Source organism: Thaumasiovibrio clandestinus, assembly GCF_047250365.1.
In the GTDB taxonomy this organism is placed as follows: Bacteria; Pseudomonadota; Gammaproteobacteria; order Enterobacterales; family Vibrionaceae; genus Thaumasiovibrio.
On the sequence record NZ_JBLBVL010000002.1, the window covers coordinates 307,828 to 331,372 of the forward strand.

Below are 23,545 nucleotides of genomic sequence, written 5' to 3' on the forward strand. Positions count from 1 at the left end.
AGGTTACGCACGATCGAAGCACTAAAGACGTGGCACTGGCGTAAAGAAAAATTGCCCGTGCGATAATTATCGTTTGCACTAGCGCATTAACCCACAACAAACCGAGACAAACATCACAATAAAAGCATAAAAAACAAAAGTTTAATTATCGAATTATGCGGCAAACTTCAAAAAAAGACAAATAATCGCAAATGTAACGGAACTTTAATCAAGCAGGGTAAATCATTGATTAAGAACACTAATTACCAGTAAAAAAAGCTAAATATATTAAAATACAGGAGTTTTCAGCTTTTTTTACTAACCTACCCTGAACGAAACCCGATAAAAAGGTTGTCGAGCATTCACGCCAATAAGTGAATGCATACAACTAAAATCTCAAGGATATTCAAGATGAATAAAAAACTGATCGCTCTGGCAGTAGCGGCAGCCTCTTTCTCTGGTGTAGCAGCAGCTGCAGAAGTTTACTCAAGCGACACTGGCGCTCTAGCTATCGGCGGCCGTGCTGAAACTCGTGCTTTTTTCACTGACGGTGACCTAGCTGACGGTACTCGTGCACGTATCAACGTTGCTGGTACTTCAGTAATCACTGACAACCTATCTGCAGTTGCTTTCACTGAATTTGAATACAACCCAAGCTCTGCATTCACTGGTCGTCACGCTTATGCTGGTTTCGCTGGTGACTTCGGTCAAATCACTTACGGTCAACAAGACGGTTCTCTAGGTGTTGTTACTGACATCTCTGATATCTTCTTCGTATCTGGCGGTGCTAACTCAAGCAAAATCAATGTTGCTGACCGTACTACGAACAACCTACTGTACATCAACAACTTCAACGGCCTAAACGTTAAAGCAAACTACAAGTTCGAAGAAGGCCAAGAGAAAAACGCTGGTTTCTCTGCGTCTGCAATGTATGACGTAGCTGGCTTTACTTTCGGTGCTGGTTATGCACAGCAAGACGCTAACGGTTCTGACGCGAAGCAAATCGTTGTAGGTGCTGCTTACAGCATCGACAACATCTACCTAGGTCTTACTTTCAACGACAGCAACGATGCTGCGGGTAACATCCAAGAAGGTATCGAATTCGCTGCAATGTACACCATGGGTAAAACTCACTTCGGTGCTGGCTACATGACAGAGAAAGACTACGACGGTGTAGCTACACTAGAAATTGGTCACAAGTTCAACAGCAACCTACGTGGTGCTATCGCTGCTGATATCGACCTAGAAGAGAGCGATGATACAACTATCGCTGTTCAACTACGTTACGACTTCTAATCTCGCTTGAGACTAGAATAGAGAAAGCACCGCTCAGGCGGTGCTTTTTGTTTTTCTGGCGTTAACAAAGAGACCCGATAAAGAGATACTCGGCACTTTCGGTTACACTGACGGTCTACATTGAACCATTTAGAATTCACAGACTTTTCAGGATCGGCCTCATGCGTTGCCACATCACCGTTATCATTACGCTCTTTTCAGCGCTGTTTTTTCCTTTTGCTTGCTTAGCAAATAGCAATAATGTGACGCCAACGTTAGGCGCCTCGACCGCGCTATTAGTCGTCGATCCGCTGACGAGCGAGCGCTTGCTCGATCAGCACAGTGATATACTCCTGCCGCCGGCCAGCACGCAAAAGCTACTCACCGCCCTCGCGGCGAAACAGATCCTCGGTGAAGCATTTCGCTTTCGTACCGCTATCCATCATGAAGGTCAACATGCCCTACTGGCATTCAGTGGCGATCCGACGCTGCAACGCACTCATATTGCGTCGCTACTGCGCCGCGGCTATCAGCACAACAAGCAGCTATTTAATGGCGATATTCACCTCTACCGTGGTGATTTTGCTGGCCCTGATCGTGCGCCAGGCATAACCTGGGATGTATTGGGGGTCTGTTATGCTGCGCCAGCGGCGGCAATCAGCCTTGAAGATAACTGTGTTCAAGGGGCGTTATATGCCAACACTGGTATTGGTCAGCGTGCTCGATTGCATGTTCCTGCGCATCATCTCATTACCGTGGACAATAACGTCACCGTGGTAAGCAAGCAGCAGCAAGAAGCGGCCCAGTGTGAACTACTACTTGAAGCTAACTCAGACAACCATTATCAACTGCAAGGCTGCGTTGTCGAGCGTGACACGCCGCTACCACTTAATTTTGCCCTGCAATCTCCAGAGCGCTATATGCAAGACGTCATTTATACTGAACTTGCCCGCCTTAATATTCCTTTTCAAGGCAAGGTTATTATCTCCGATCACCCACCACGTTCGGTTGCGCTCTATCAGCACCTCTCTGCGCCGTTAATGACACTCCTTGAGCTAGTACTGCAAGATTCCAACAATGTGCTCACAGACAGCTTACTGCGCAGTATGGCAAGTACAGATGGCACCATGAGTCAAGGCGCCTTTGTATTGAGGTCACACTTCGCTGACCTCTTTAACGATCCTGGCTGGTTAAATGTGCCACTGGTTGATGGATCAGGCCTATCGCGCAATAACCGGCTCACTGCTAAGCAGCTCATGCAAGTACTCAGCTATGTTTACCAGCACGAACCTGCGCTGTTTGCTTTATTGCCGATCAGTGGCGAGTCTGGCACCTTGCGCTATCGGCAAAGTGTGCGTCATACGCCGTTAAAAGGGGCACTACAGGCGAAAACGGGGTCGCTGTATGGCGCACATAACCTCGCTGGAGAATTGACAACACAGTCAGGCCGAAAGCTATTGGTCGTACAGCTGGTGAATGGCTATTTTTGGCAACATCAGCCGGGAATAGAGAGCCCACTGATTCGCTTTGAGCGGCAATTTTATCAGCAATTGTTCGAGCAATATTAATCCGGCGGTATTAATCGCGCTTGATTGCCGTTCTTATCGAATGTTCAATCGGTTAACGACACATAACAAAAAACCCGCCTGGCGGCGGGTTTTCATTTAATCAACAAGCAATGCGATATTAGCTGTTGGCTTTGATGCGAGCGTGTAGCTCTTGTACTGAGGTGACTTTATTACGGTCATCCGCAGTCAGTGCCATACAAGAAGCAAAAGCGGCATTCATGGTGGTGGTGTAGTTGACCTTTTCCGCCAATGCACCACGACGCAGCACTTTTGAATCTTCAATCGCCTGACGCCCTTCGGTGGTATTTACGATGTAGCTATACTCACCATTCTTGATACGGTCAAGAATGTGTGGACGACCTTCGTGAACCTTGTTCACTAGGCGCGGGTTAATCCCCTCTTCACCTAACGCAACCGCTGTACCGTGAGTTGCATCCAACTCATAACCCAGTTCGATCATCTGTTTGGCCAGAGCAACAGCACGCTTCTTGTCTCCACCACGTACAGACAACAATGCGCGACGACGACCGCTATCTTCCTGCTTACCACAGCCAAGCTCGGCCTTAGCAAATGCCTCTGCGAACGTGTCACCCACACCCATCACTTCACCGGTTGAGCGCATTTCTGGGCCTAATAGTGGGTCAACACCAGGGAACTTGTTAAATGGCAACACCACTTCTTTCACTGAGTAGTACGGTGGAATGATCTCTTGAGTAAAGCCTTGCTCTTCTAAAGATTGGCCCGCCATAACTCGTGCTGCGATTTTCGCTAACGGTGCGCCAGTCGCTTTCGATACAAACGGTACAGTACGTGCGGCACGTGGGTTTACTTCAATCAAGTAAACTTCGCCATCCTTCACCGCGAACTGGGTGTTCATTAAACCACGTACACCCAACTCCATAGCCAGCTTCTCAACTTGCTGACGCATTACGTCTTGGATCTCTTGGCTTAGGGTATAGGCTGGCAGTGAACATGCTGAGTCACCAGAGTGAACACCTGCTTGTTCAATATGCTCCATGATACCGCCAATCACAACACGCTCACCGTCGCAAATCGCATCAACGTCGACTTCTACTGCATCATCAAGGAAGCGGTCTAGCAATACCGGTGATTCATTCGATACACTGACTGCTTCGTTAAAGTAACGGCGTAGGTCTTGCTCGTCATAGACGATTTCCATCGCACGGCCGCCCAGTACATACGAAGGACGTACTACCAGCGGGTAACCGATTTCACGTGATTTTTCTACCGCTTGCTCCAGTGCTGTTACTGTTGCGTTCTCTGGCTGCTTAAGGCCTAGGCGTTCAACCGCTGCTTGGAAGCGCTCACGGTCTTCTGCGCGGTCAATCGCATCTGGGCTGGTTCCAATAATTGGCACACCTGCCGCTTCTAATTCACGCGCCAGTTTCAGTGGTGTTTGACCACCGTACTGAACGATAACCCCTTTCGGCTTTTCAACTCGAACAATAGACAGAACATCTTCCAGTGTGACGGGTTCGAAGTAGAGGCGGTCTGATGTGTCGTAATCGGTAGAGACCGTTTCTGGGTTACAGTTAACCATAATGGTCTCATAACCGTCTTCACGTAGTGCCAACGATGCGTGTACACAACAGTAATCAAATTCGATACCTTGACCAATTCGGTTAGGGCCGCCGCCCAATACCATAATTTTATCTTTGTCTGATGGGTTCGATTCACACTCTTCATCGTACGATGAGTACATGTAAGCCGTATCAGAAGAGAATTCCGCCGCACACGTATCAACACGCTTGTATACCGGGTGAATATCAAATTGATGACGCAGCTTGCGAATTTCAGACTCAGCAATACCCAGCAATTTCGCCAAGCGAACATCAGCGAAACCTTTACGCTTCAGTTTGCGGAGCATCTCTGCGTTTAGACCTGCAAAACCGTTTTGTTTTACTTCTTCTTCTAGGCGAACGATCTCTTCGATCTGCACCAAGAACCAACGGTCAACTGACGTTAGGTTAAAGACGCCATCAACAGACATACCTGCACGGAACGCATCAGCGATATACCAGATACGCTCAGCACCAGCATCTTTTAGCTCATGGCGGATCTTAGTTAGTGCATCTGGTGCATCCAAATCAACCATTTCATCGAAACCGTGCGCACCCACTTCTAGGCCACGCAACGCTTTCTGCATAGATTCTTGTTGGTTACGACCAATGGCCATCACTTCACCCACAGACTTCATCTGTGTGGTTAGACGGTCGTTGGCACCAGCAAACTTCTCAAAGTTAAAGCGCGGGATCTTCGTTACAACGTAGTCGATGGTTGGTTCGAATGAGGCTGGCGTTGCACCGCCAGTGATGTCATTCATTAGCTCATCAAGCGTAAAGCCAACCGCCAGTTTCGCTGCCACTTTCGCGATAGGGAAGCCAGTCGCTTTTGATGCTAACGCCGAAGAACGCGATACACGCGGGTTCATCTCGATGATAACCATACGGCCATCTTTCGGGTTAATACCAAACTGTACGTTTGAACCACCAGTCTCAACACCGATTTCACGTAGAACAGCCAGTGATGCATTACGCATCAACTGGTATTCTTTGTCGGTTAGTGTTTGCGCAGGGGCAACCGTGATTGAGTCACCCGTATGGATGCCCATTGGGTCGAAGTTTTCAATCGTACAAACGATAATACAGTTGTCATTTTTATCACGAACAACTTCAGTCTCGTACTCTTTCCAACCAATCAGCGATTCGTCAATCAACAACTCGTTGGTTGGTGACAAATCTAGACCACGGCGACAAATTTCTTCAAACTCTTCTTTGTTATAAGCAATACCACCACCGGTACCACCCATAGTGAAAGAAGGGCGGATAATACATGGGAAGCCCACCATATCCAGCACTTTGTATGCTTGCTCCATTGTCTTAGCTGTATCCGCACGTGGACATTCTAAGCCAATCGATTTCATCGCTTTATCAAAACGAGAACGGTCTTCGGCTTTATCAATCGCATCAGCGGTTGCGCCAATCATTTCAACGCCGAACTCTTTTAGAACACCTTCGCGCTCTAAATCCAAGGCACAGTTTAGCGCTGTTTGACCACCCATTGTCGGTAGAATCGCATCTGGGCGTTCCTTAGCGATAATATTTCTTACCACTTCCCAGTGAATTGGCTCGATGTAAGTCGCATCGGCCATCTCTGGATCAGTCATGATGGTGGCAGGGTTCGAGTTTACAAGGATAACGCGGTAGCCTTCTTCGCGAAGTGCTTTACACGCTTGGGCACCTGAATAGTCAAACTCACAAGCCTGACCGATGACAATTGGGCCAGCACCCAGAATCAGAATACTTTTAATGTCAGTACGTTTTGGCATGTTTTACTTCCCCTGCTCAGGCTTTGTGTTGCTTAATTAGTTCAATAAAGTGGTCAAACAATGGCGCGGCATCGTGTGGACCTGGGCTTGCTTCTGGGTGACCTTGGAAGCTAAACGCTGGCTTATCGGTACGGTGAATCCCTTGCAATGAACCATCAAACAGTGATTTGTGGGTGGCACGCAAGTTCGCAGGAAGCGTCTCTTCGTCTGCTGCAAAACCGTGGTTTTGAGAAGTAATCATGACAACATCACGATCGAGATCTTTAACCGGGTGGTTGGCACCATGATGACCAAACTTCATTTTCACCGTTTGTGCACCAGACGCTAGGGCTAGAATTTGGTGACCAAGACAGATACCGAAAATAGGTAGACCTTTATCTAGAAATACTTTTGTTGCTGCAATTGCATATTCACACGGGGCTGGGTCACCTGGGCCGTTCGATAAGAACACACCGTCAGGATTAAGAGCCAGTACCTCTTCTGCTGAAGTTTCAGCAGGAACAACTGTTAAGCGACAGCCGCGGTCAACCAACATGCGCAGGATGTTGCGCTTAGCACCGAAGTCGTAAGCAACAACGTGAAATGGCAATTCGCTGTCATCTTTTGCTTCAGGAAGGCCACCTTCTAGTGTCCACGACCCCTGCTTCCATTGGTACGTCTCTTTGGTTGTCACCTCTTTCGCCAGGTCCATCCCCTTTAGTCCAGGGAATGCTTTGGCCTTTTCTAGTGCCAACGCCTCGTCCAAGTTGTTTCCGGCAACAATACAACCGTTTTGCGCACCTTTCTCACGTAAAATACGCGTCAACTTGCGGGTATCAATGTCTGCGATACCAACAATGTTTTGCGACTTTAGATAATCAGAAAGGGTTTGTTCACAACGGAAGTTTGAAGCAATGAGGGGGAGGTCACGAATTACCAGGCCTTGCGCGTGGATTGAAGTAGATTCTTCGTCTTCGGAATTTGTTCCGGTATTACCAATATGAGGATAAGTGAGAGTAACGATTTGCTGGGAATAGGAAGGATCAGTAAGGATTTCTTGATAACCTGTCATGGAAGTATTAAAAACCACTTCACCAACAGCTGAACCATCTGCCCCAATGGCCATGCCACGGAACACCGTCCCATCTTCGAGGACTAACAGTGCCGATCTACTCAAGACAACCTCCAAAATAAATAAAAATGCAATTTAAGTGTATAAAAATCTATCAACAAGATCCATACCCAACGCCATGTCACATAACGTTGATTTTTGACAAATTGCGCGCATTCTATGGATCCGGTGCCTCTCTGTCAACCGAGTTATGAAAATAAATTTATTTTATAGCAACCAAGGCACAACTATCGCCTGAAAGACCTAAAACTAGCACTTTGCCTTGCATTTTTTCGACTCAGTCTCGATATTTCAAACTCAGGAACGAACTAACTCGTGCAAAGTTTCGATAGGAATTTGTCACACCCAAGCAAACGTTTCCCAAGCCTAGGTTTCTCTTAAATATACGAACTAAAGCGCAATGTCATAGCCAGAGCTGCAAAAGACCAAGTAATGTCACGTAAATTAAGCAAAAGAAGGGATGAATTTTAGTTAAACGGGGAGATAAATAGCGGGGAATAGCCCCCTTACAAAAAGAAAGGGAGCTGCATAGACATGCACTAACTTAAATCAAGTACATCTTGCATTGTATAAAAGTTTGCTGGTCGTTTAGCCAACCACACTGCCGCACGCACTGCGCCATTTGCAAAGGTCATCCGATCGGTAGCTTTATGGGTGATTTCTACACGCTCACCAATATCAGCAAACATTGCGGTGTGCTCACCGACAATATCGCCAGCACGAATGGTGGCAAAGCCAATTTCATCCCTTGAACGTTCGCCGGTAATCCCTTCACGCGCATAAACGGCAACATCGGACAGTTGATTACCCATTGCACCAGCAATCGCCTCTCCCATGCCAATCGCAGTCCCAGATGGAGCATCAACCTTATGACGATGATGAGCTTCTACAATCTCTATATCGCAGTAGTCCCCCATGACTTTCGCTGCCTGCTCTAATAGTTTAAATACCACGTTCACACCAACGCTATAGTTCGGTGCCATAATTAGCGGCACGTCTGTCGCTGCATCATCAATAAATTGACGTTCACCGTCATTAAAACCTGTCGTGCCAATAACAATACGTTTCTTGTATTGCTGACATAGCGCAATATTATTAATCGTTGCCTGCGGCGCGGTAAAGTCGATCAGCACATCATAGTTATCAACAACTTTTGCTAGATCATCGACAATTGGAATGCCCAAACGACCAACACCGGCTAGCTCTCCGGCGTCACAACCAATCAAGCTCGACTCCGAACGCTCACTGGCAGCTCCGAGCTCTGCATGATCCGATAAATGTACCGCCTTAATTAGATTCCGTCCCATACGCCCGGCTGCACCAGCAATTGCAATTCGAACCATTGCGTCCACTCTCCCTAATTCATATTACGAAACATACACTGTAGCTAAATCAAGCACAAAACCAAAGTATTTATGCACAATAAGAGCGATATAAAAAATCCCCACAACGGTGGGGATCGGCTAAAGATTTTTTACTTGAAGCTCACGGGGCACTTCAAAGAACATATTCTCTTCTCGGCCTGATAACTCCTCAACTTCTGCACCGTGCAAGGCTTTAATTCGCTCAATAATTTGATTCACTAACGCTTCAGGTGCAGAAGCTCCGGCTGTTACACCCACAACGGCACTATCTTCAAACCATTGTGACTCAATCGATTCAGGGCAATCAATCAGATAACTAGGAGTACCTAACTTTTCAGCCAGTTCACGTAAGCGATTTGAGTTAGATGAGTTCTTCGACCCCACCACTACCACCACATCGGTTTGCTCGGCCAACGTACGCACGGCATCCTGGCGGTTTTGCGTCGCGTAACAGATATCGTCTTTACGCGGTCCCTGAATCGCTGGGAATGTCTTTCGCAGCGCATCGATCACATCTGCGGTTTCATCAACGGACAAGGTCGTCTGGCTAACATAATGTAAATTGGCCGCATCTTTAACTTTAGCGACAAGCTGTTTCACATCATCTGGCTTCTCGACCAAATACATGCCGCCAATGTCACTCGCATATTGCCCCATCGTCCCTTCCACTTCTGGATGGCCGGCGTGGCCAATCAGGACCACCTCCATATCACGACGACTTGCACGAGCCACTTCCATATGTACTTTCGTTACCAATGGGCAGGTGGCATCAAAGACAGTTAAACCACGCGACTTTGCTTCTGCTCTCACGGCTTGAGAGACTCCATGAGCCGAAAAAATAACGATGCTATCATCTGGCACTTCTACCAGCTCTTCAACAAACACCGCACCACGGGCTTTTAAACCATCAACAACGAAGCGGTTATGAACAACCTCATGACGAACGTAAATCGGTGGCTGATACATCGCCAATGCACGCTCAACGATAGTAATAGCGCGATCCACACCAGCACAAAAACCACGCGGGTTCGCTAATAATATTTTCATCTGATCCTGCTTCTCTTATGCGATGATCTCAACGATATCGACATCAAAAATAATATCAACCCCAGATAAAGGGTGGTTAAAATCGACTGTGACTGAATCCCCTTCAACATCGCGTACAATGCCTGGTATCTCAATACCATCTGGACCGGTAAAGGCAATAATATTTCCTAGTTCTGGCTCTATATCTGCACCAAACTGGCTACGCGAGAAATGCTGAATATTGTCTGGGTTGGGCTGACCAAATGCGTCCTCTGGTGCCAATTCAAAGCTGGCCTTATCGCCACACTGAAGACCCAACAAACAACGTTCAAAGGATGTAGTTAAGCTCCCATCTCCCAAACGAAATTTGGCGGGCTTTCCCATCGCTTGCGTCGACTCCGCGACCGAACCATCTTTTAATTTAATATCAAAGTGAATCAGCACTTCACTGTCTGATTGAATACGGTTTGTCATCCTAAAATCCTTTCTCGATGGCAGAGAATCATTAACAGGTCTTTATGCCTATTACTACGCTGCTGTCTATCTTAATCTTACTCGTCTAAAAAGACAAAACGCCACCCATGAATGAGCAGCGCTTTGTTTTTCCAATAATGGTCGAGTGTTATTTATCGACGTTCTTCGACGCCGCTTCAGAGCGGAAGCTATCTAACACCACCATTGCCGCACCAATGCAAATACCAGCATCGGCAAGGTTGAAAGCGGGCCAATGAGAATTTCCGACATAAAAATCAAGAAAATCAACCACGAAGCCATGTACTAAGCGATCAAATACATTGCCCAACGCACCACCAATGACCAAAGCGTAAGCAATATTGCTTAGCTTTTCTGTCGCTGGAGCTCGTCGCATCCAAAACATCAGCATGCTACAAACACCCAGCGCAATCAGTGTGAAGAACCAACGCTGCCAGCCTCCGGCATCACTCAAAAAGCTAAATGCTGCACCATAGTTATGTACATAAAGAAAATTGAAAAAAGGCAATACCTCAATTCGATTTTCCCATCCATACCCCATGTTGTTCATTACAAATAGCTTCGATGAGACATCTGCAATGAAAACAACCACCGCCAGCCATAGCCAGCGGAGCCCTGATTGTTTAAGCGTTGGTATAGTCATTAGGCAAATTTACGCTCTTCACCTTCACCGTCAATGTTGCTAGCGCAGCGACCACAGACTTGCTCATGGCCAGCAACGGTGCCAACGTCTTCCACATAGTGCCAACAACGTTCACATTTCTCGGCTTCCGAAGCTTTAACGACCACAAATAGGCCGTCTACGTCGGTCGCTTGCGCGTCTGCTGGCTTAGCATCAACAACTTCTACTTTCGCTTTTGACGTTAGCAGTACAAAGCGCAATTCGTCTTGCAGACGATTCAAATCAGCGGCTAAATCGTCACTTGCATAGAGAGTAACCTCTGCTTGCAGTGAACCACCAATGGTCTTCTCTTTACGCGCTTCTTCAAGCAGCTTATTCACCGCGCCACGAACGCCTTGCACTCGCTGCCAGAACGCATCATTTAGATCTTCATCAGCCGAGAGGCCAAACAAACCTTGATACCACTCGCCAGTGAAAACAAACTTATCGCGAGAGCCTGGCATCTCTTGCCAAATCTCATCGGCAGTAAATGACATGATCGGTGCCATCCAACGCACTAAAGCTTCAACAATGTAGTACAACGCTGTTTGACAGCTACGCTGTGCGTGACCACCCAGTTTCGCGGTATATTGACGGTCTTTGATCACATCAAGATAGAATGAACCCATCTCAATCGAGCAGAACTGCATTAAACGTTGTGTTACACCATGCAGGTTATATTCATCATAAGCAGCAATAATATCCGCTTGTGCCGCTTGTGCTTGGCCAACAGCCCAGCGATCAAGCGCAACCATCTCTTCTGTTGGTACAAGATCGGTTTCTGGATTAAACCCATTCATGTTCGCCAGTAAGAAACGCGCAGTATTACGAATACGACGATATGCATCAGCACTGCGTTTTAGGATCTCATCAGAAACCGCAACTTCACCAGTGTAATCCGTAGAAGCCACCCAAAGACGCAAGATATCTGCACCTAATTTATTCGTCACATCCTTCGGCGCCACAACGTTACCAACAGATTTAGACATCTTACGGCCTTGGCCGTCGACAACGAAGCCGTGAGTAAGCACTTGGTTATACGGGGCTTTACCTTTCATCGCTACCGATGAAATCAACGATGACTGGAACCAGCCACGGTGTTGATCTGAACCTTCAAGGTAAAGATCTGCACTGTTACCATTGAACTCTTCACGTGCATCAACAACCGCTGAGTGTGTAACACCTGAATCGAACCAAACATCTAGCGTATCGAGTACTTTTTCGTAATTAGCGGCATCGGCTTCACCCATTAGCTCGGCTGGATCAACGTCCCACCATGCTTGAATACCTTTCTGCTCAACTAACTTCGCCACTTTTTCAATTAATTCGAGGCTATCTGGGTGTAGCTCTTGGGTCTCTTTATGAACGAAAAGTGCAATTGGCACACCCCAAGTACGTTGACGAGAGATACACCACTCAGGGCGGCCTTCAATCATACCTTCGATACGGCTTTGGCCCCACTCAGGCATCCACTGAACACCTTTAATCTCTTCCAGTGCTTTAGCACGCAAACCCGCTTGATCCATTGAGATAAACCATTGCGGGGTAGCACGGAAAATGATCGGTGTCTTATGACGCCAACAATGCGGGTAGCTATGCTCATAAGCATGGTGATGTAGCAATGCGCCATGCTCTTTTAGCGTTTCAACAACCGCGTCATTTGCTTTAAATACATGCTGACCTGCAAACAACTCAGTATCTGGCAGGTAAACACCGTTACTACCAACAGGGTTTGCAATTTCAAGGTCATATTGTTGACCCACCACGAAGTCTTCTTGACCGTGGCCAGGGGCAGTATGTACACAACCAGTACCAGATTCTGTTGTTACGTGGTCGCCCAATACAACAGGTACGTCAAACGCATAGAAAGGGTGGTTAAAGCGTTGTAGCTCTAAATCTGCACCTTTACAGAAGCCAAGATTATGGAAGTGCTCAATACCAGCACGATCCATCACATCTTTTGCCAGTTCAGCCGCAACAATAAGACGTTGTGGGTTTTCACCTTCAACTTGAACTAAGACATATTCAAGGTCACCACGGCATGCCACGGCACGGTTAGCTGGCAGAGTCCAAGGGGTTGTGGTCCAGATAACAATCGAGATATCACCGTTACCTGCATGACCCTCTGCACAGTTAAATTTCGCTGCAACCGCCGCTTGATCAGCCGCTTTAAACTTCACGTCAATCGATGGCGATACTTTGTCTTGGTATTCCACTTCCGCTTCAGCCAATGCTGAACCACAATCTGTACACCAGTGAACAGGCTTAAAGCCTTTTAGTAAGTGGCCGTTATCAGCAATTTTACCCAACGAGCGGATGATGTTCGCTTCGGTGGCAAAATCCATGGTGCGATAAGGCTTATCCCACTCACCCATAATACCGAGACGCTTGAAGCTCTCTTTCTGACCTTCAACTTGACGCGCTGCATAAGCACGACACTTTTCACGGAACTCAGCCGCTGTCACTTTATGGCCCGGCTTGCCGACTTTTTTCTCTACCATTAACTCAATCGGTAGACCGTGGCAGTCCCACCCAGGAACATATGGCGCATCAAAGCCAGATAGGGTCTTTGACTTAATAATAATGTCTTTAAGAATCTTGTTTAGCGCGTGACCAATGTGAATGTCCCCATTGGCATATGGAGGGCCATCATGGAGAACGAAAGATTTTTTACCTTTCTTTGCTTTACGGATCTCACCGTAAAGATCCTCTTTATACCAACGCTCTAGCATTTTTGGCTCACGTTGAGCCAGATTACCGCGCATTGGAAACCCTGTTTCAGGTAGATTCAGGGTATCTTTATAGTCGCTCATTGATTCTCAATTCCGTTAATTGACATTATTATTGTCAGCAAACCATTGCCGGGCTTGCTGAGCATCACGCTCTATTTGCGCTTTTAGCTCCTCGAAAGAAGCAAACTTAAATTCGTCGCGCAGCTTATAGTGCAGCACGACCTCAATTTGTTGACCATACAGGTCTTGCTCGAAGTCAAACAAATGGACTTCCAGCTGTTGGCGTACGCCATTTACTGTGGGCCGATGCCCTATATTGGCGACGCCATGATAACAAGTTAAATCGTTTAATCTAACTTCAACCGCATAGACCCCTTTAACAGGAGACACTCGCCGCTTTAATGGCAGATTCGCTGTAGGAAATCCGATAGTACGTCCTAACTTACGTCCATGCGATACGCGTCCAGTTATGCTATATGGGCGCCCTAACAGACGTGCCGCCAAGCCAAGATTATCCTGAGCTAATGCTTCACGAATCGCAGTACTGCTCACCCGTTGCTTTGCAAGACAAAAGCTGGCTGTGCTGACAACATGAAAACCGTAACGCCGCCCAGCCGCTTCTAACATGGCAAAGTTACCACGACGACCACGCCCAAAGCAAAAATCATCGCCGACAACTAAAAACTTAACACCGAGCTTTTCAACCAACAAGTCGCGGATGAAATCTTCCGCCCTCATTTCTGCAAAACGGACGTTAAAACTGATACAAAGTAAGCGATCAATCTGACTCTGCCCAAGCTGTCGGCACTTATCGCGCAAACGCGTCAGCCTCGCTGGGGCTTTATCGCCCAGAAATACCTCTAAAGGCTGCGGCTCAAAGCTCATCACCATAGAAGGTAATTCAAGTTGCTGCGCTTTCGCACTCAGTTGTGACAGCACCGCCTGATGGCCTAAATGTACACCATCAAAATTACCAATGGTTAATACACACCCTTGATGATGTGAGCGTAAATTATGAATGCCGCGAATCAGTTCCATAGTATCCGTTAAAAAGCAAACGTTAGAACCGACGGATTATAACCTAGTCACTGCCATCATTCAGCCCTCAGATCGCAGATGATGCACTCTTATACCTAAAATCAGCAAAATAATTAGGTAGACCAATGCCCCACCGCCAATCAAGCCAGTCAACCACATCGTCCTTTCTGATAATGCCATCATTAACCAAGCGTCAAAAGAGGGCATTAACCAATACAATGATAGCGCCATGGCAATGACACCACAGACCAAACGACCAAAAAAGAACAGTGTCTGGCGGCTAACGCGATACACATCGGCACGATGCAGGCCGCTATACAAAAGCACAGCATTCACAAGCGCCGATAACGCCGTAGCCATTGCCAAACCAACATAACCAAACATCGAGGCAAAAATAACGTTAAAGACCATGTTACTCACCATGGCAATAATGCCAAATTTCACCGGTGTTTTAGTGTCTTGGCGTGCGTAGTAACCCGGCGCTAGTACCTTAATTAACATAAAGTTAAGCAGACCAGCAGCGTAAGCCAGTAAGGAATAGGATGCTTGATGGACATCGTTTACACCAAATTCGCCACGCATAAACAGCACCATCAACATTGGCTTGGCCAACACCATCAACCCGACCATAGCAGGCATCCCCAGCAGTAACACCATGCGCACCCCCCAATCCATCGTTGCTGCGAAATGACCTGTTGCGTCATCAACATGCTTACGGGACAAGGTTGGCAGGATCACTGTCGCTATCGCGATACCAAATAGCCCTAACGGAAACTCCAGCAGACGATCCGAATAATAGAGCCAACTGATCGACCCCGAGACTAAAAAACTAGCAATCAGGGTATCTAACAGTAAGTTTATTTGACTCACCGACACACCAAACATTGCAGGCAGCATCAACTTACGAATTTTAACGACGCCGGGATCATGCCAGCCCCACTTAGGCGCAACCAAGACACCTTGTCGGGCCAAGAACGGGATTTGAAATAGAAATTGTATCAAACCGCCAAGAAAGACCCCAAGCGCCAATCCGATTTCTGGCTGAACAAGGTGTGGTGAAACAAATAAGGCACACGCTATGATAGCAATATTCAAAAAAACCGGCGTGAACGATGAAACAGCAAACTGCCCCAAGGTATTAAGTACCGCTCCCGATAGAGCGACAAATGTAATAAACCACAAGTAGGGAAACGTAATTTTAAGTAGCAAACTCGCTAACTCAAATTTTTCCGCCGCAGGGCCGCCCTGTAGCCAATCCCAAAACCAGCCAAAACCAAACAGTGCCGTAATTACCGCCGAGCCAAGGACGCCCAGTAAGGTGATGACAGTAACAATAACCCCCAAGGTTCCTGATACTCGCGCAATAAGCTGCCGTGTTTTGTCAATATCGCCGTCAGCCTGATATTCCGTCAGGACAGGAACAAACGCTTGCGAGAAAGCTCCTTCAGCAAACAAGCGTCGCAAAAAGTTAGGGATCTTATTCGCAAAAAAGAAAACATCCGCACTAGCACCAGCTCCCATTAGGTTTGCCACAATCACATCACGGACAAGACCAAGGACTCGAGAGACCAATGTCATCGCACTGACAATGGCTCCAGAGCGTATTAAACGCTTACTCACAAAAAAAACCTCATAAAGATAGCCCGAAGTGGTGACGTATGGGCTCGAATGCTTTAGAATATGTCGCCATATTAACCGTGTTCTTCCGCCAGTGCCAAACAAACTTGGTTAGGCGGTATTTTGCACAATTTTAGTTGACATTTTTGGTCGATAGAGGCATAGTCCACGGCCTTAAATTGTCACCATGTTTGGAGTTAGACCCTTGGCAAACATCAAATCTGCTAAGAAGCGTGCTATCACTTCTGAAAAACGCCGCCAGCACAACGCTAGCCGTCGTTCAATGATGCGCACCTTCATGAAAAAAGTAATCTCAGCTATCGAAGCTGGCGATAAAGCTGCTGCAACTCAAGCTTTTGCTGAAATGCAACCAGTTCTTGACCGTGCTGCGACTAAAGGCCTAGTTCATAAGAACAAAGCTGCTCGTCATAAAGCGCGTTTCGCTGCAAAAATCAACGCACTGTAATTTATTACAGTCTCGATTATTTGCAAAAAAAACCGGCATATGCCGGTTTTTTTTTGCTTTTATTTTATAACAATATCAGCAATACATTTTTTGCAGTAGCTGTATCATCTCGCGGACTTCATCACTTTTCAGCGAGTAGTATACGGTCTGTGACTCTTTTCTGGTGGTCACTAACCCATCACGCCGTAGCCACGCAAGATGCTGTGACAGTGCAGACTGGCTCAGCTGCAACTTGTCACACATATCTCCAACAGACAATTCCTGCTCCAACAAATAACACAGGATAAACAGGCGTCGCTCATTGGCCATTGCTTTAAGCAACATTACCGCCTGTGGTGCATTTTCCTGCATTTGTCTTAAATCCATGCTCTTCTCTCGCTACTCTTTCTCTATACTCACAGCTAACCCTAGCATTCAAACAACGAGGAAAAATCTGCTTCACAGATCCGTTTCACCGCTGGATGCTGAATCATTCGTTCCGCAAAGATGACATAGTACTCTTCTGTTAGCTCATCAATCTGTGCAATCTCGCGCATTTCATCATTACGCTTAAATTTACGCCCATACAAGCTTGGTGCGACAAACAACGCTTGATGCTCAACAGCAAACGCCTTCATTAGTGCAACATCATCAAATTCGCCAATAATGGTCGGCAATAACCCTTGCTGCTCGAACCACTGAATCAACTGCCGCCCCATCGATGACTGCGATGCTGGAATCAAGACGTTATGTTGCTCCAAGCACTCTGGAAAACTGTTAATACGCACTCGCCCAGAACAAAAGAAGCTCATTTTAGAAGCCCCCAGTTTCTTGCTGTATAAGCCAGAGCCCTGAGATGAGTCAACCGGACAGTCAGATAAAATCATATCCAGCTTGTGCTGTGACAACTGCTCCAACAGCAGTTCATGTGTCGACTCACAACAACGTAAATGAATTCGTTCTTCTTTTGGCATTCCCACGCCAAGAATACGACTAACTATACGCTTTGATAAAGCATCAGCAACGCCAACTTCAAAGAGTGTATTTTCACGTTGACTATAATTAATAATATCTAGCATTTCGTAACTTAGGCCAAACATCTTATCACTGTACTTATATACCAGTTGCCCAAGTTCTGTTGGCTCTACGTTGCGCCCAGCACGTTTTAACAACTTGCCACTAAAGCGCTGCTCTAATACTTTTATCTGCCCTGTTACCGTTTGTGGGGCAACAAACAAGGCTTCAGCTGCTCGGCTAACAGAGCCCTTTTTGCACACCATCCAAAAGTAATAAAGGTGGTTATAATTGAGATGTGACATGTTATCCGCCCAAAATAGATACGCATCATGTGGCCAAACGGTCAACCATAGCATGATCAACACTGTGCCACTTTAGCATAAAAAATGCCGCCACATCAGCATTTGCTAATGCAACGGCATTGAATTCTATCACAATTCAGCGTTTACAGAGCGTCCCCATCGAGTTAACTGGTAACAACGGCCTCGCGTGTGCGTGGTAACGTACGAACCAACAACACATAACCAGCCAGCGCCGCCATGCAGGATCCGATAAGTATTCCTAAACGAGAATAAGTAATTAACTCGGCAGACAAACCACTAAAGGCCAAAGACGAAATAAACATCGACATCGTAAAGCCTATCCCACACAAAACTGACACCGCAAAAATCTGTTTAAAATCGATGCCTTCAGGAAGATGAGCAAGGTTAGAACGCACCGCCACCCAAGAGAAAACAAATATCCCCAATGGTTTACCAACAAACAACCCCAGTGCAATGCCCAAAGGAAGGGTTGAAAAGAGCCCTTCTACTGAGACGCCCTGCAATAAAATCCCTGCATTGGCAAACGCGAACAACGGCAAGATAAGGAAAGCCACGCCATAATGAAGCTTGTTCTCCAGCAGTTTTAATGGGGAAACCCCGCCGGGTTTGCCTTCTATTGGAATCGCAAAACCTAACACTACGCCAGCCAATGTCGCATGCACCCCAGACTGCAAAACGCTGGCCCAAAGAATAAAACCAACCAAAAGATACCAGCGCAACTGCGTCACATTCCGAGCACTTAATACAAATAACAGTCCGGTCGCGGTAAAAGCAATGCTTAGCGCAATAATCGATAAATCACTGCTATAGAACAGCGCTATAATGATAATCACACCGAGATCATCGATAATGGCCAAAGCCAGCAAAAAAACCTTTAAACTCACTGGTACTCGCTTACCCAGCAGTCCCATCACCCCCAAAGCGAAAGCAATATCTGTCGCTGCCGGTATCGCCCAGCCTTCAACCGTCACCGGATCACCGTAGTTAAAGAAGGTATAGATAGCCGCTGGGGCAAGCATGCCACCCAATGCTGCAATGGCCGGAAAAATCGCTTTCTCTTTGCTATTCAACGCCCCTTCAATCAGCTCGCGTTTGACCTCTAAACCAATCAACAAAAAGAACACCGCCATCAGGCCATCATTGATCCAATGCTCTATCGACAAGCCCAAAACATAGGTATGAAGAATATGTCGATACCCTTCACCTAACGCCGAATTGGCGACAAACATGGCTGCGATAGCTGCGACAATTAACACTATGCCGCCTGCGGACTCCATTTTTAGAAATTTTCTTAATGTCTCTGACACTATCCGCTTCCTCATCTATGCTAACTTGCTACACAATGCAACAAAATATGTCTAGATGTTACAATGAAAAACTAACATTTCAATAATCGTTTGTTTACACCTTTTACCTCGCTTTTTCCGAGTATTCAGTCAAGGCATGCCACACTGAAGGCGAAACACCTATCTGTATATATAGAACAAATAACTAGAGAGCGCTCTCTGTTCAGCGCCTTACCAGCCGCTCAATTCCCATTTTTAAGCCCTGTCCTCATTGCCAATTATCCATCTCTGTTCAGTGAGGTTTACATCGCAGCGTCAGCAGAAAAAGAATAAATTTCCCCCCAAAAAGAGAACTGTCATATTAGTGAAATATTCATTGTCTAACATCCGCCTCAGATTTCATTTCTTTGACATAAATATGACAGCGAATCTGTCATGGAGAAAAAATATGAGTACTCAAGCAACCACAGCCGTGGCGCCACAAAGCAGTAAGAACATGCTGCGCTGGCTGCATCTTGGTGTAATGCTGTACTTACTGCTAGTCGCAGTGTCTGTCGTTAGTGGCGGATTTAAACTTGCTGTTGGTGACCAAGCGAAAACCCTCTTCGAGTTTGCTTCTCATCCCATTGCTGGGTTAATGATCGGCCTGATTGCAACGGCATTGACTCAATCATCTAGCACCACGACCTCCATTACCGTCGGCCTAGTGGCAGGTGGCTTACCGGTTGAAACTGCTATCCCAATGATTATGGGTGCAAACATCGGAACGACCACCACTAACACTTTGGTTAGCTTGGGTCACGCTCGCTGTAAAGACGAATTCCGTCGCGCGTTTGCTTCTGCGACTATCCATGATGTCTTTAACCTGATTGCTGTGCTTATCTTCTTGCCGCTAGAAATCATGTTCGGATTAATGGCGCGCATTTCTGAGTGGCTTGTTTCGCCAATGATGGCGGCCGGTGATATGAGTGCGGCGAATAACCTTAACTTTATCAAACCGCTAACAGCACCTGCCGTCGATGCTTTCAAAGGCTTTGGTGCACTATTCCCAACCGCTACTATGGGCGGTATCGCGATGATCTTCGCGGGTATCGCAGTGATCATGGTTGCTATCAGCATGATGGGCAAGTTGATGCGTAAGCTGATGGTTGGCCGTGCGCGTGATATTCTAAAAGCTGCCATTGGTCGTGGACCACTACACGGTATCGCGTCAGGCAGTATCGTAACGGTTCTTGTTCAATCTTCTTCAACGACGACTAGCTTGATGGTGCCATTGGTGGGAACTAACGTGCTAAAAGTTCGTGATGTTTATCCATTTACAGTTGGCGCCAATATTGGTACTTGTATCACTGCGCTAATTGCTGCAACCGCAGTCACTGGTGAATACGCCGTGTTTGCCTTGCAAATTGCATTAGTTCACTTGGCATTCAATGTACTTGCAACGCTGATTATCTTTGGTATCCCATTCCTACGCGAGCTTCCGGTAACTGGTGCAACATGGCTAGGTGAGCTAGCCGCTAAAAGTAAGCTGGCAGTGCTAACGTACCTGGTCGCTGTTTTTGTTCTACTGCCAGGTATTATTCTTGCGCTAACCATTTAATCGGTTAATAGCGAGACGCCATCTAGAAAAAACGCCTCATCAATGATGAGGCGTTTTTTGTTTATACTTCATTAGGCGCTTTGTGCTTCATGGAGCTACACCGAGAACGGATATTTAATCGCTTCGTGATGCTGATAGCCTTCCACTTCAAAGTCATCCAATGTCACCCATGTTTCAAGATCATTTAGAGACGTGATTTTAGGGTTAATCTTTAACTTAGGCAGAGGCAATGGCTCACGCTGCAATTGCACATCACGCATTAACTCGAGCTGATCTTCATAGATATGCGCATTAACAATTTGGTGATACGCTTTACCCGGCTTATGGCCCGTAATTTGCGCGACCAAGGCGAGCAATGTGAAGACTTGTACCTGATTAAAATTAAGCCCAAGTGGCACATCGCACGAACGTTGGTAACTGGTTAAGTGCAGTGTATCGCCCAGTAATGAGAATGTGTGTGTGTGCATGCATGGACGTAAGCAGCCCATCTCAAATTCACCCGGGTTATAGAAAGTTAAAATTTCCCCTCGGTCATCAACCCCTTTGCTCAAGTTATCAATGATCTTCTTTAGCTGATCTAACGTGCTGCCATCTGGTTTTTGCCAACGCCGTCCCTGCACACCGTACACGCGCCCCATATCATCTTCACCTTTACGATATGGGTTATTCAGCCAAGCATCATTTTGATTGGCATTCGCGTCCCAAGTTCTACACCCTATCGCTCGAAAATCAGCGGCACTGTCATAACCGCGTAAGTAACCCAAAAGCTCGGCAATCGCCGCTTTCCAGAAGCTCTTTCGCGTGGTGATTAATGGAAACTGGTTATTGGCAACATCATAGGTCAACGTGTGGTTAATCACCGTTAAGCAACGCTTTCCAGTGCGCTTATTCTCGACCCACTCACCTTCATCAACAATTCGCTGACAGAGATCTAAATACTGCTTCACGCGCTTACCTCTCACCTTGACATAAAAAAAGACGCGATATCATACCGCGTCTTGATTCGATTCATAAGCTAGAATTAAAAAATCAAGCTACATCAGAATTTTGGTTAGATTTATACGCCCAAGCCATCAAGGCTAAACCAGAGAACACCATCGGCAAAGACAAAACCTGCCCCATGCTAATCACGCCACCAATTAAACCAATATGCGCGTCAGGTTCACGGAAATACTCGACAATGAAACGAAAAGCACCGTACCCAGTAAGGAATAGCCCTGAGACCGCCCCAGCAGGACGAGGTTGACGTATAAACCAATTAAGAATAACGAATAGCAACAGGCCTTCTAATGCCATCTGATACAGCTGCGAGGGATGACGAGCCAACGGCCCGCCTGTTGGAAATATCATTGCCCACGGCACATCCGTGGTTCGGCCCCACAATTCACCATTAATGAAGTTGCCTAGACGCCCGAACGCTAAGCCCATCGGCACTAAAGGAGAAACAAAGTCCGCGACAGCAAAGAAGCGTCGCCCATTAGTATGGGCATACCACCACATCGCAGCGATAACCCCTAACAGGCCACCGTGAAACGCCATACCGCCACTCCATATTTTGAATAAATACAGAGGTTCAGCAAGGAAGTAGTCAAAGTTATAGAAAAATACATAACCTAATCGACCACCAATCACGACACCAACAAAGCCAGCAAACAACAGATCACCAACCTGATCTCGCGTCCAGCCACTGTTTGGCCTATCTGCGCGTCGGTTAGCCAGCCACATGGCAAACAAAAAGCCCAGCAAATACATCAAACCATACCAACGTACGGCAAGCGGACCTATTTGAATCAATATCGGATCAATTTGGGGGAAAGTGAGATAACCTTGAGTCATTACATGTTTATCCTAAAAACATTTTAATGCTGATCGCCAGCAAAAATAGAGCAAAAAATCGTTTTAACTTTGCAGTTGGCCATTGAGACGCCCAGCGCACACCAAACCGACTGGTATAGGTCGATGTTAGCACTATCCCCATCCAAGCAGGTAAATAAACATACCCAAAGGTTCCAACGGGTAACGCCCCTTCATGCAAACCATAATAAGTAAACCCGATAAGACCAGACAGCGCTATCACTCCACCGGTAACCGCTGAGCATGCGATAGCATTGCGCATCGCAATACCGTGGCGATGTAAGTAAGGAACCGTTAGTGAGCCTCCCCCTATCCCTGCCAATGTCGACAACGTACCTATGATACCACCAACGAGCATACATATGATGTTATGCGGCAATGATGCTGACGCCGTAGAGCGCAGAGACAAGCCCATCTGCAATGCCAAAAACAGTACTATAGAGGCAAATACTTTGGGCAAAAGTTCCACCGGTAGCCATTCAACCAAGCTACTTCCAGCCAATCCACCCAGCACCATGCCGGGAATTAACAGTAACGATAGCCTAACATCGACATTGCCAGCCTGCCAATGGTGTCGAGCCGCCGCCCCCGAGGTAAGAATAATGGTTGCTAACGAGGTCGCCAATGCCATTGGCATCACGTTTTCCTGCGCAACACCCAACATTGGCAACAAGAAATGCATGGCTGGAACAACGAGTAAACCACCACCAATACCGAGCAATCCAGCCAGAATACCAACGACAGCACCTAAGAAAAGACAGACAAAAAAGACCCCCACAGGGGGAGATAAAAGCCATTCAAACATCAA

At 46.7% G+C, this 23,545-nt stretch carries 19 protein-coding genes; 4 read left to right on the forward strand and 15 right to left on the reverse strand.

All coding sequences use genetic code 11. The annotated features are described in order from the left end of the window. The first annotated feature begins 390 nt into the window (after positions 1-390). Both ACKLNH_RS04485 and dacB read left to right on the forward strand, forming a co-directional pair. Complete coding sequence (locus tag ACKLNH_RS04485; protein ID WP_413111041.1) at positions 391-1,275, forward strand: porin; 885 nt, start codon at positions 391-393, stop codon at positions 1,273-1,275. A gap of 161 nt (positions 1,276-1,436) precedes the next feature. Continuing rightward, the gene (gene dacB / locus ACKLNH_RS04490) at positions 1,437-2,822 is read left to right on the forward strand and encodes a D-alanyl-D-alanine carboxypeptidase/D-alanyl-D-alanine endopeptidase (RefSeq protein ID WP_413111042.1); all 1,386 of its coding nucleotides are present in this window, start codon (positions 1,437-1,439) and stop codon (positions 2,820-2,822) included. A gap of 118 nt (positions 2,823-2,940) precedes the next feature. Here dacB and carB read toward each other — a convergent pair whose 3' ends face one another. The 9 genes from carB to murJ form a co-directional block, all read right to left on the reverse strand. After that, complete coding sequence (gene carB / locus ACKLNH_RS04495) at positions 2,941-6,171, reverse strand: carbamoyl-phosphate synthase large subunit (RefSeq protein ID WP_413111043.1); 3,231 nt, start codon at positions 6,169-6,171, stop codon at positions 2,941-2,943. A gap of 16 nt (positions 6,172-6,187) precedes the next feature. After that, positions 6,188-7,327: a glutamine-hydrolyzing carbamoyl-phosphate synthase small subunit gene (carA, locus tag ACKLNH_RS04500; protein ID WP_413111044.1), complete on the reverse strand. Its 1,140-nt coding sequence runs from the start codon at positions 7,325-7,327 to the stop codon at positions 6,188-6,190. Between the two features lie 494 nt (positions 7,328-7,821). After that, a complete protein-coding gene (dapB, locus tag ACKLNH_RS04505) occupies positions 7,822-8,625 on the reverse strand; it encodes a 4-hydroxy-tetrahydrodipicolinate reductase (RefSeq protein ID WP_413111045.1) in 804 nt (267 codons plus the stop codon). A gap of 120 nt (positions 8,626-8,745) precedes the next feature. Next, positions 8,746-9,693: a 4-hydroxy-3-methylbut-2-enyl diphosphate reductase gene (gene ispH / locus ACKLNH_RS04510; RefSeq protein ID WP_413111046.1), complete on the reverse strand. Its 948-nt coding sequence runs from the start codon at positions 9,691-9,693 to the stop codon at positions 8,746-8,748. Positions 9,694-9,708: 15 nt separating this feature from the next. Further along, on the reverse strand, positions 9,709-10,146 hold the full coding sequence (gene fkpB / locus ACKLNH_RS04515) for an FKBP-type peptidyl-prolyl cis-trans isomerase (protein ID WP_413111047.1): 438 nt from the start codon (positions 10,144-10,146) through the stop codon (positions 9,709-9,711). A 148-nt stretch (positions 10,147-10,294) separates the two neighbouring features. Continuing rightward, on the reverse strand, positions 10,295-10,807 hold the full coding sequence (gene lspA, locus ACKLNH_RS04520) for a signal peptidase II (protein ID WP_413111048.1): 513 nt from the start codon (positions 10,805-10,807) through the stop codon (positions 10,295-10,297). Continuing rightward, the gene (gene ileS, locus ACKLNH_RS04525; protein WP_413111049.1) at positions 10,807-13,638 is read right to left on the reverse strand and encodes an isoleucine--tRNA ligase; all 2,832 of its coding nucleotides are present in this window, start codon (positions 13,636-13,638) and stop codon (positions 10,807-10,809) included. The genes lspA and ileS overlap by 1 nt, the downstream gene beginning before the upstream one ends. Before the next feature lie 15 nt (positions 13,639-13,653). Then, a complete protein-coding gene (gene ribF, locus ACKLNH_RS04530; RefSeq protein ID WP_413111050.1) occupies positions 13,654-14,595 on the reverse strand; it encodes a bifunctional riboflavin kinase/FAD synthetase in 942 nt (313 codons plus the stop codon). A 60-nt stretch (positions 14,596-14,655) separates the two neighbouring features. Beyond that, entirely contained in the window at positions 14,656-16,215 is a 1,560-nt protein-coding gene (gene murJ / locus ACKLNH_RS04535; RefSeq protein WP_413111051.1) for a murein biosynthesis integral membrane protein MurJ, read from the reverse strand. A 202-nt stretch (positions 16,216-16,417) separates the two neighbouring features. On the opposite strand from murJ, the gene rpsT reads away from it, so the two are divergent. Then, positions 16,418-16,678 carry a 30S ribosomal protein S20 gene (gene rpsT, locus ACKLNH_RS04540; RefSeq protein WP_413111052.1) on the forward strand — a complete coding sequence of 87 codons (261 nt, stop codon included), beginning with the start codon at positions 16,418-16,420 and terminating at the stop codon, positions 16,676-16,678. Positions 16,679-16,753: 75 nt separating this feature from the next. On the opposite strand, the gene ACKLNH_RS04545 is transcribed toward rpsT, so the two are convergent. The 3 genes from ACKLNH_RS04545 to nhaA all read right to left on the reverse strand — a co-directional run bounded on the left by ACKLNH_RS04545 (position 16,754) and on the right by nhaA (position 19,304). After that, complete coding sequence (locus ACKLNH_RS04545) at positions 16,754-17,044, reverse strand: ArsR/SmtB family transcription factor (protein ID WP_413111053.1); 291 nt, start codon at positions 17,042-17,044, stop codon at positions 16,754-16,756. A 41-nt stretch (positions 17,045-17,085) separates the two neighbouring features. Beyond that, on the reverse strand, positions 17,086-17,976 hold the full coding sequence (nhaR, locus tag ACKLNH_RS04550) for a transcriptional activator NhaR (RefSeq protein ID WP_413111054.1): 891 nt from the start codon (positions 17,974-17,976) through the stop codon (positions 17,086-17,088). Positions 17,977-18,140: 164 nt separating this feature from the next. Then, a complete protein-coding gene (nhaA, locus tag ACKLNH_RS04555) occupies positions 18,141-19,304 on the reverse strand; it encodes a Na+/H+ antiporter NhaA (protein WP_413111055.1) in 1,164 nt (387 codons plus the stop codon). 427 nt (positions 19,305-19,731) lie between these two features. Here nhaA and ACKLNH_RS04560 point away from each other — a divergent pair, with 427 nt between their 5' ends. Continuing rightward, positions 19,732-20,883: a Na/Pi symporter gene (locus tag ACKLNH_RS04560; protein ID WP_413111056.1), complete on the forward strand. Its 1,152-nt coding sequence runs from the start codon at positions 19,732-19,734 to the stop codon at positions 20,881-20,883. 95 nt (positions 20,884-20,978) lie between these two features. On the opposite strand, the gene ACKLNH_RS04565 is transcribed toward ACKLNH_RS04560, so the two are convergent. From ACKLNH_RS04565 to ACKLNH_RS04575, 3 genes are all read right to left on the reverse strand, one after another. Beyond that, positions 20,979-21,830, reverse strand: a complete 852-nt coding sequence (locus ACKLNH_RS04565) for a thymidylate synthase (RefSeq protein WP_413111057.1) — start codon at positions 21,828-21,830, stop codon at positions 20,979-20,981. A gap of 82 nt (positions 21,831-21,912) precedes the next feature. Beyond that, on the reverse strand, positions 21,913-22,719 hold the full coding sequence (gene lgt / locus ACKLNH_RS04570; protein ID WP_413111058.1) for a prolipoprotein diacylglyceryl transferase: 807 nt from the start codon (positions 22,717-22,719) through the stop codon (positions 21,913-21,915). A gap of 7 nt (positions 22,720-22,726) precedes the next feature. Then, entirely contained in the window at positions 22,727-23,542 is an 816-nt protein-coding gene (locus ACKLNH_RS04575; protein ID WP_413111059.1) for a sulfite exporter TauE/SafE family protein, read from the reverse strand. Between the last annotated feature and the right edge of the window lie 3 nt (positions 23,543-23,545).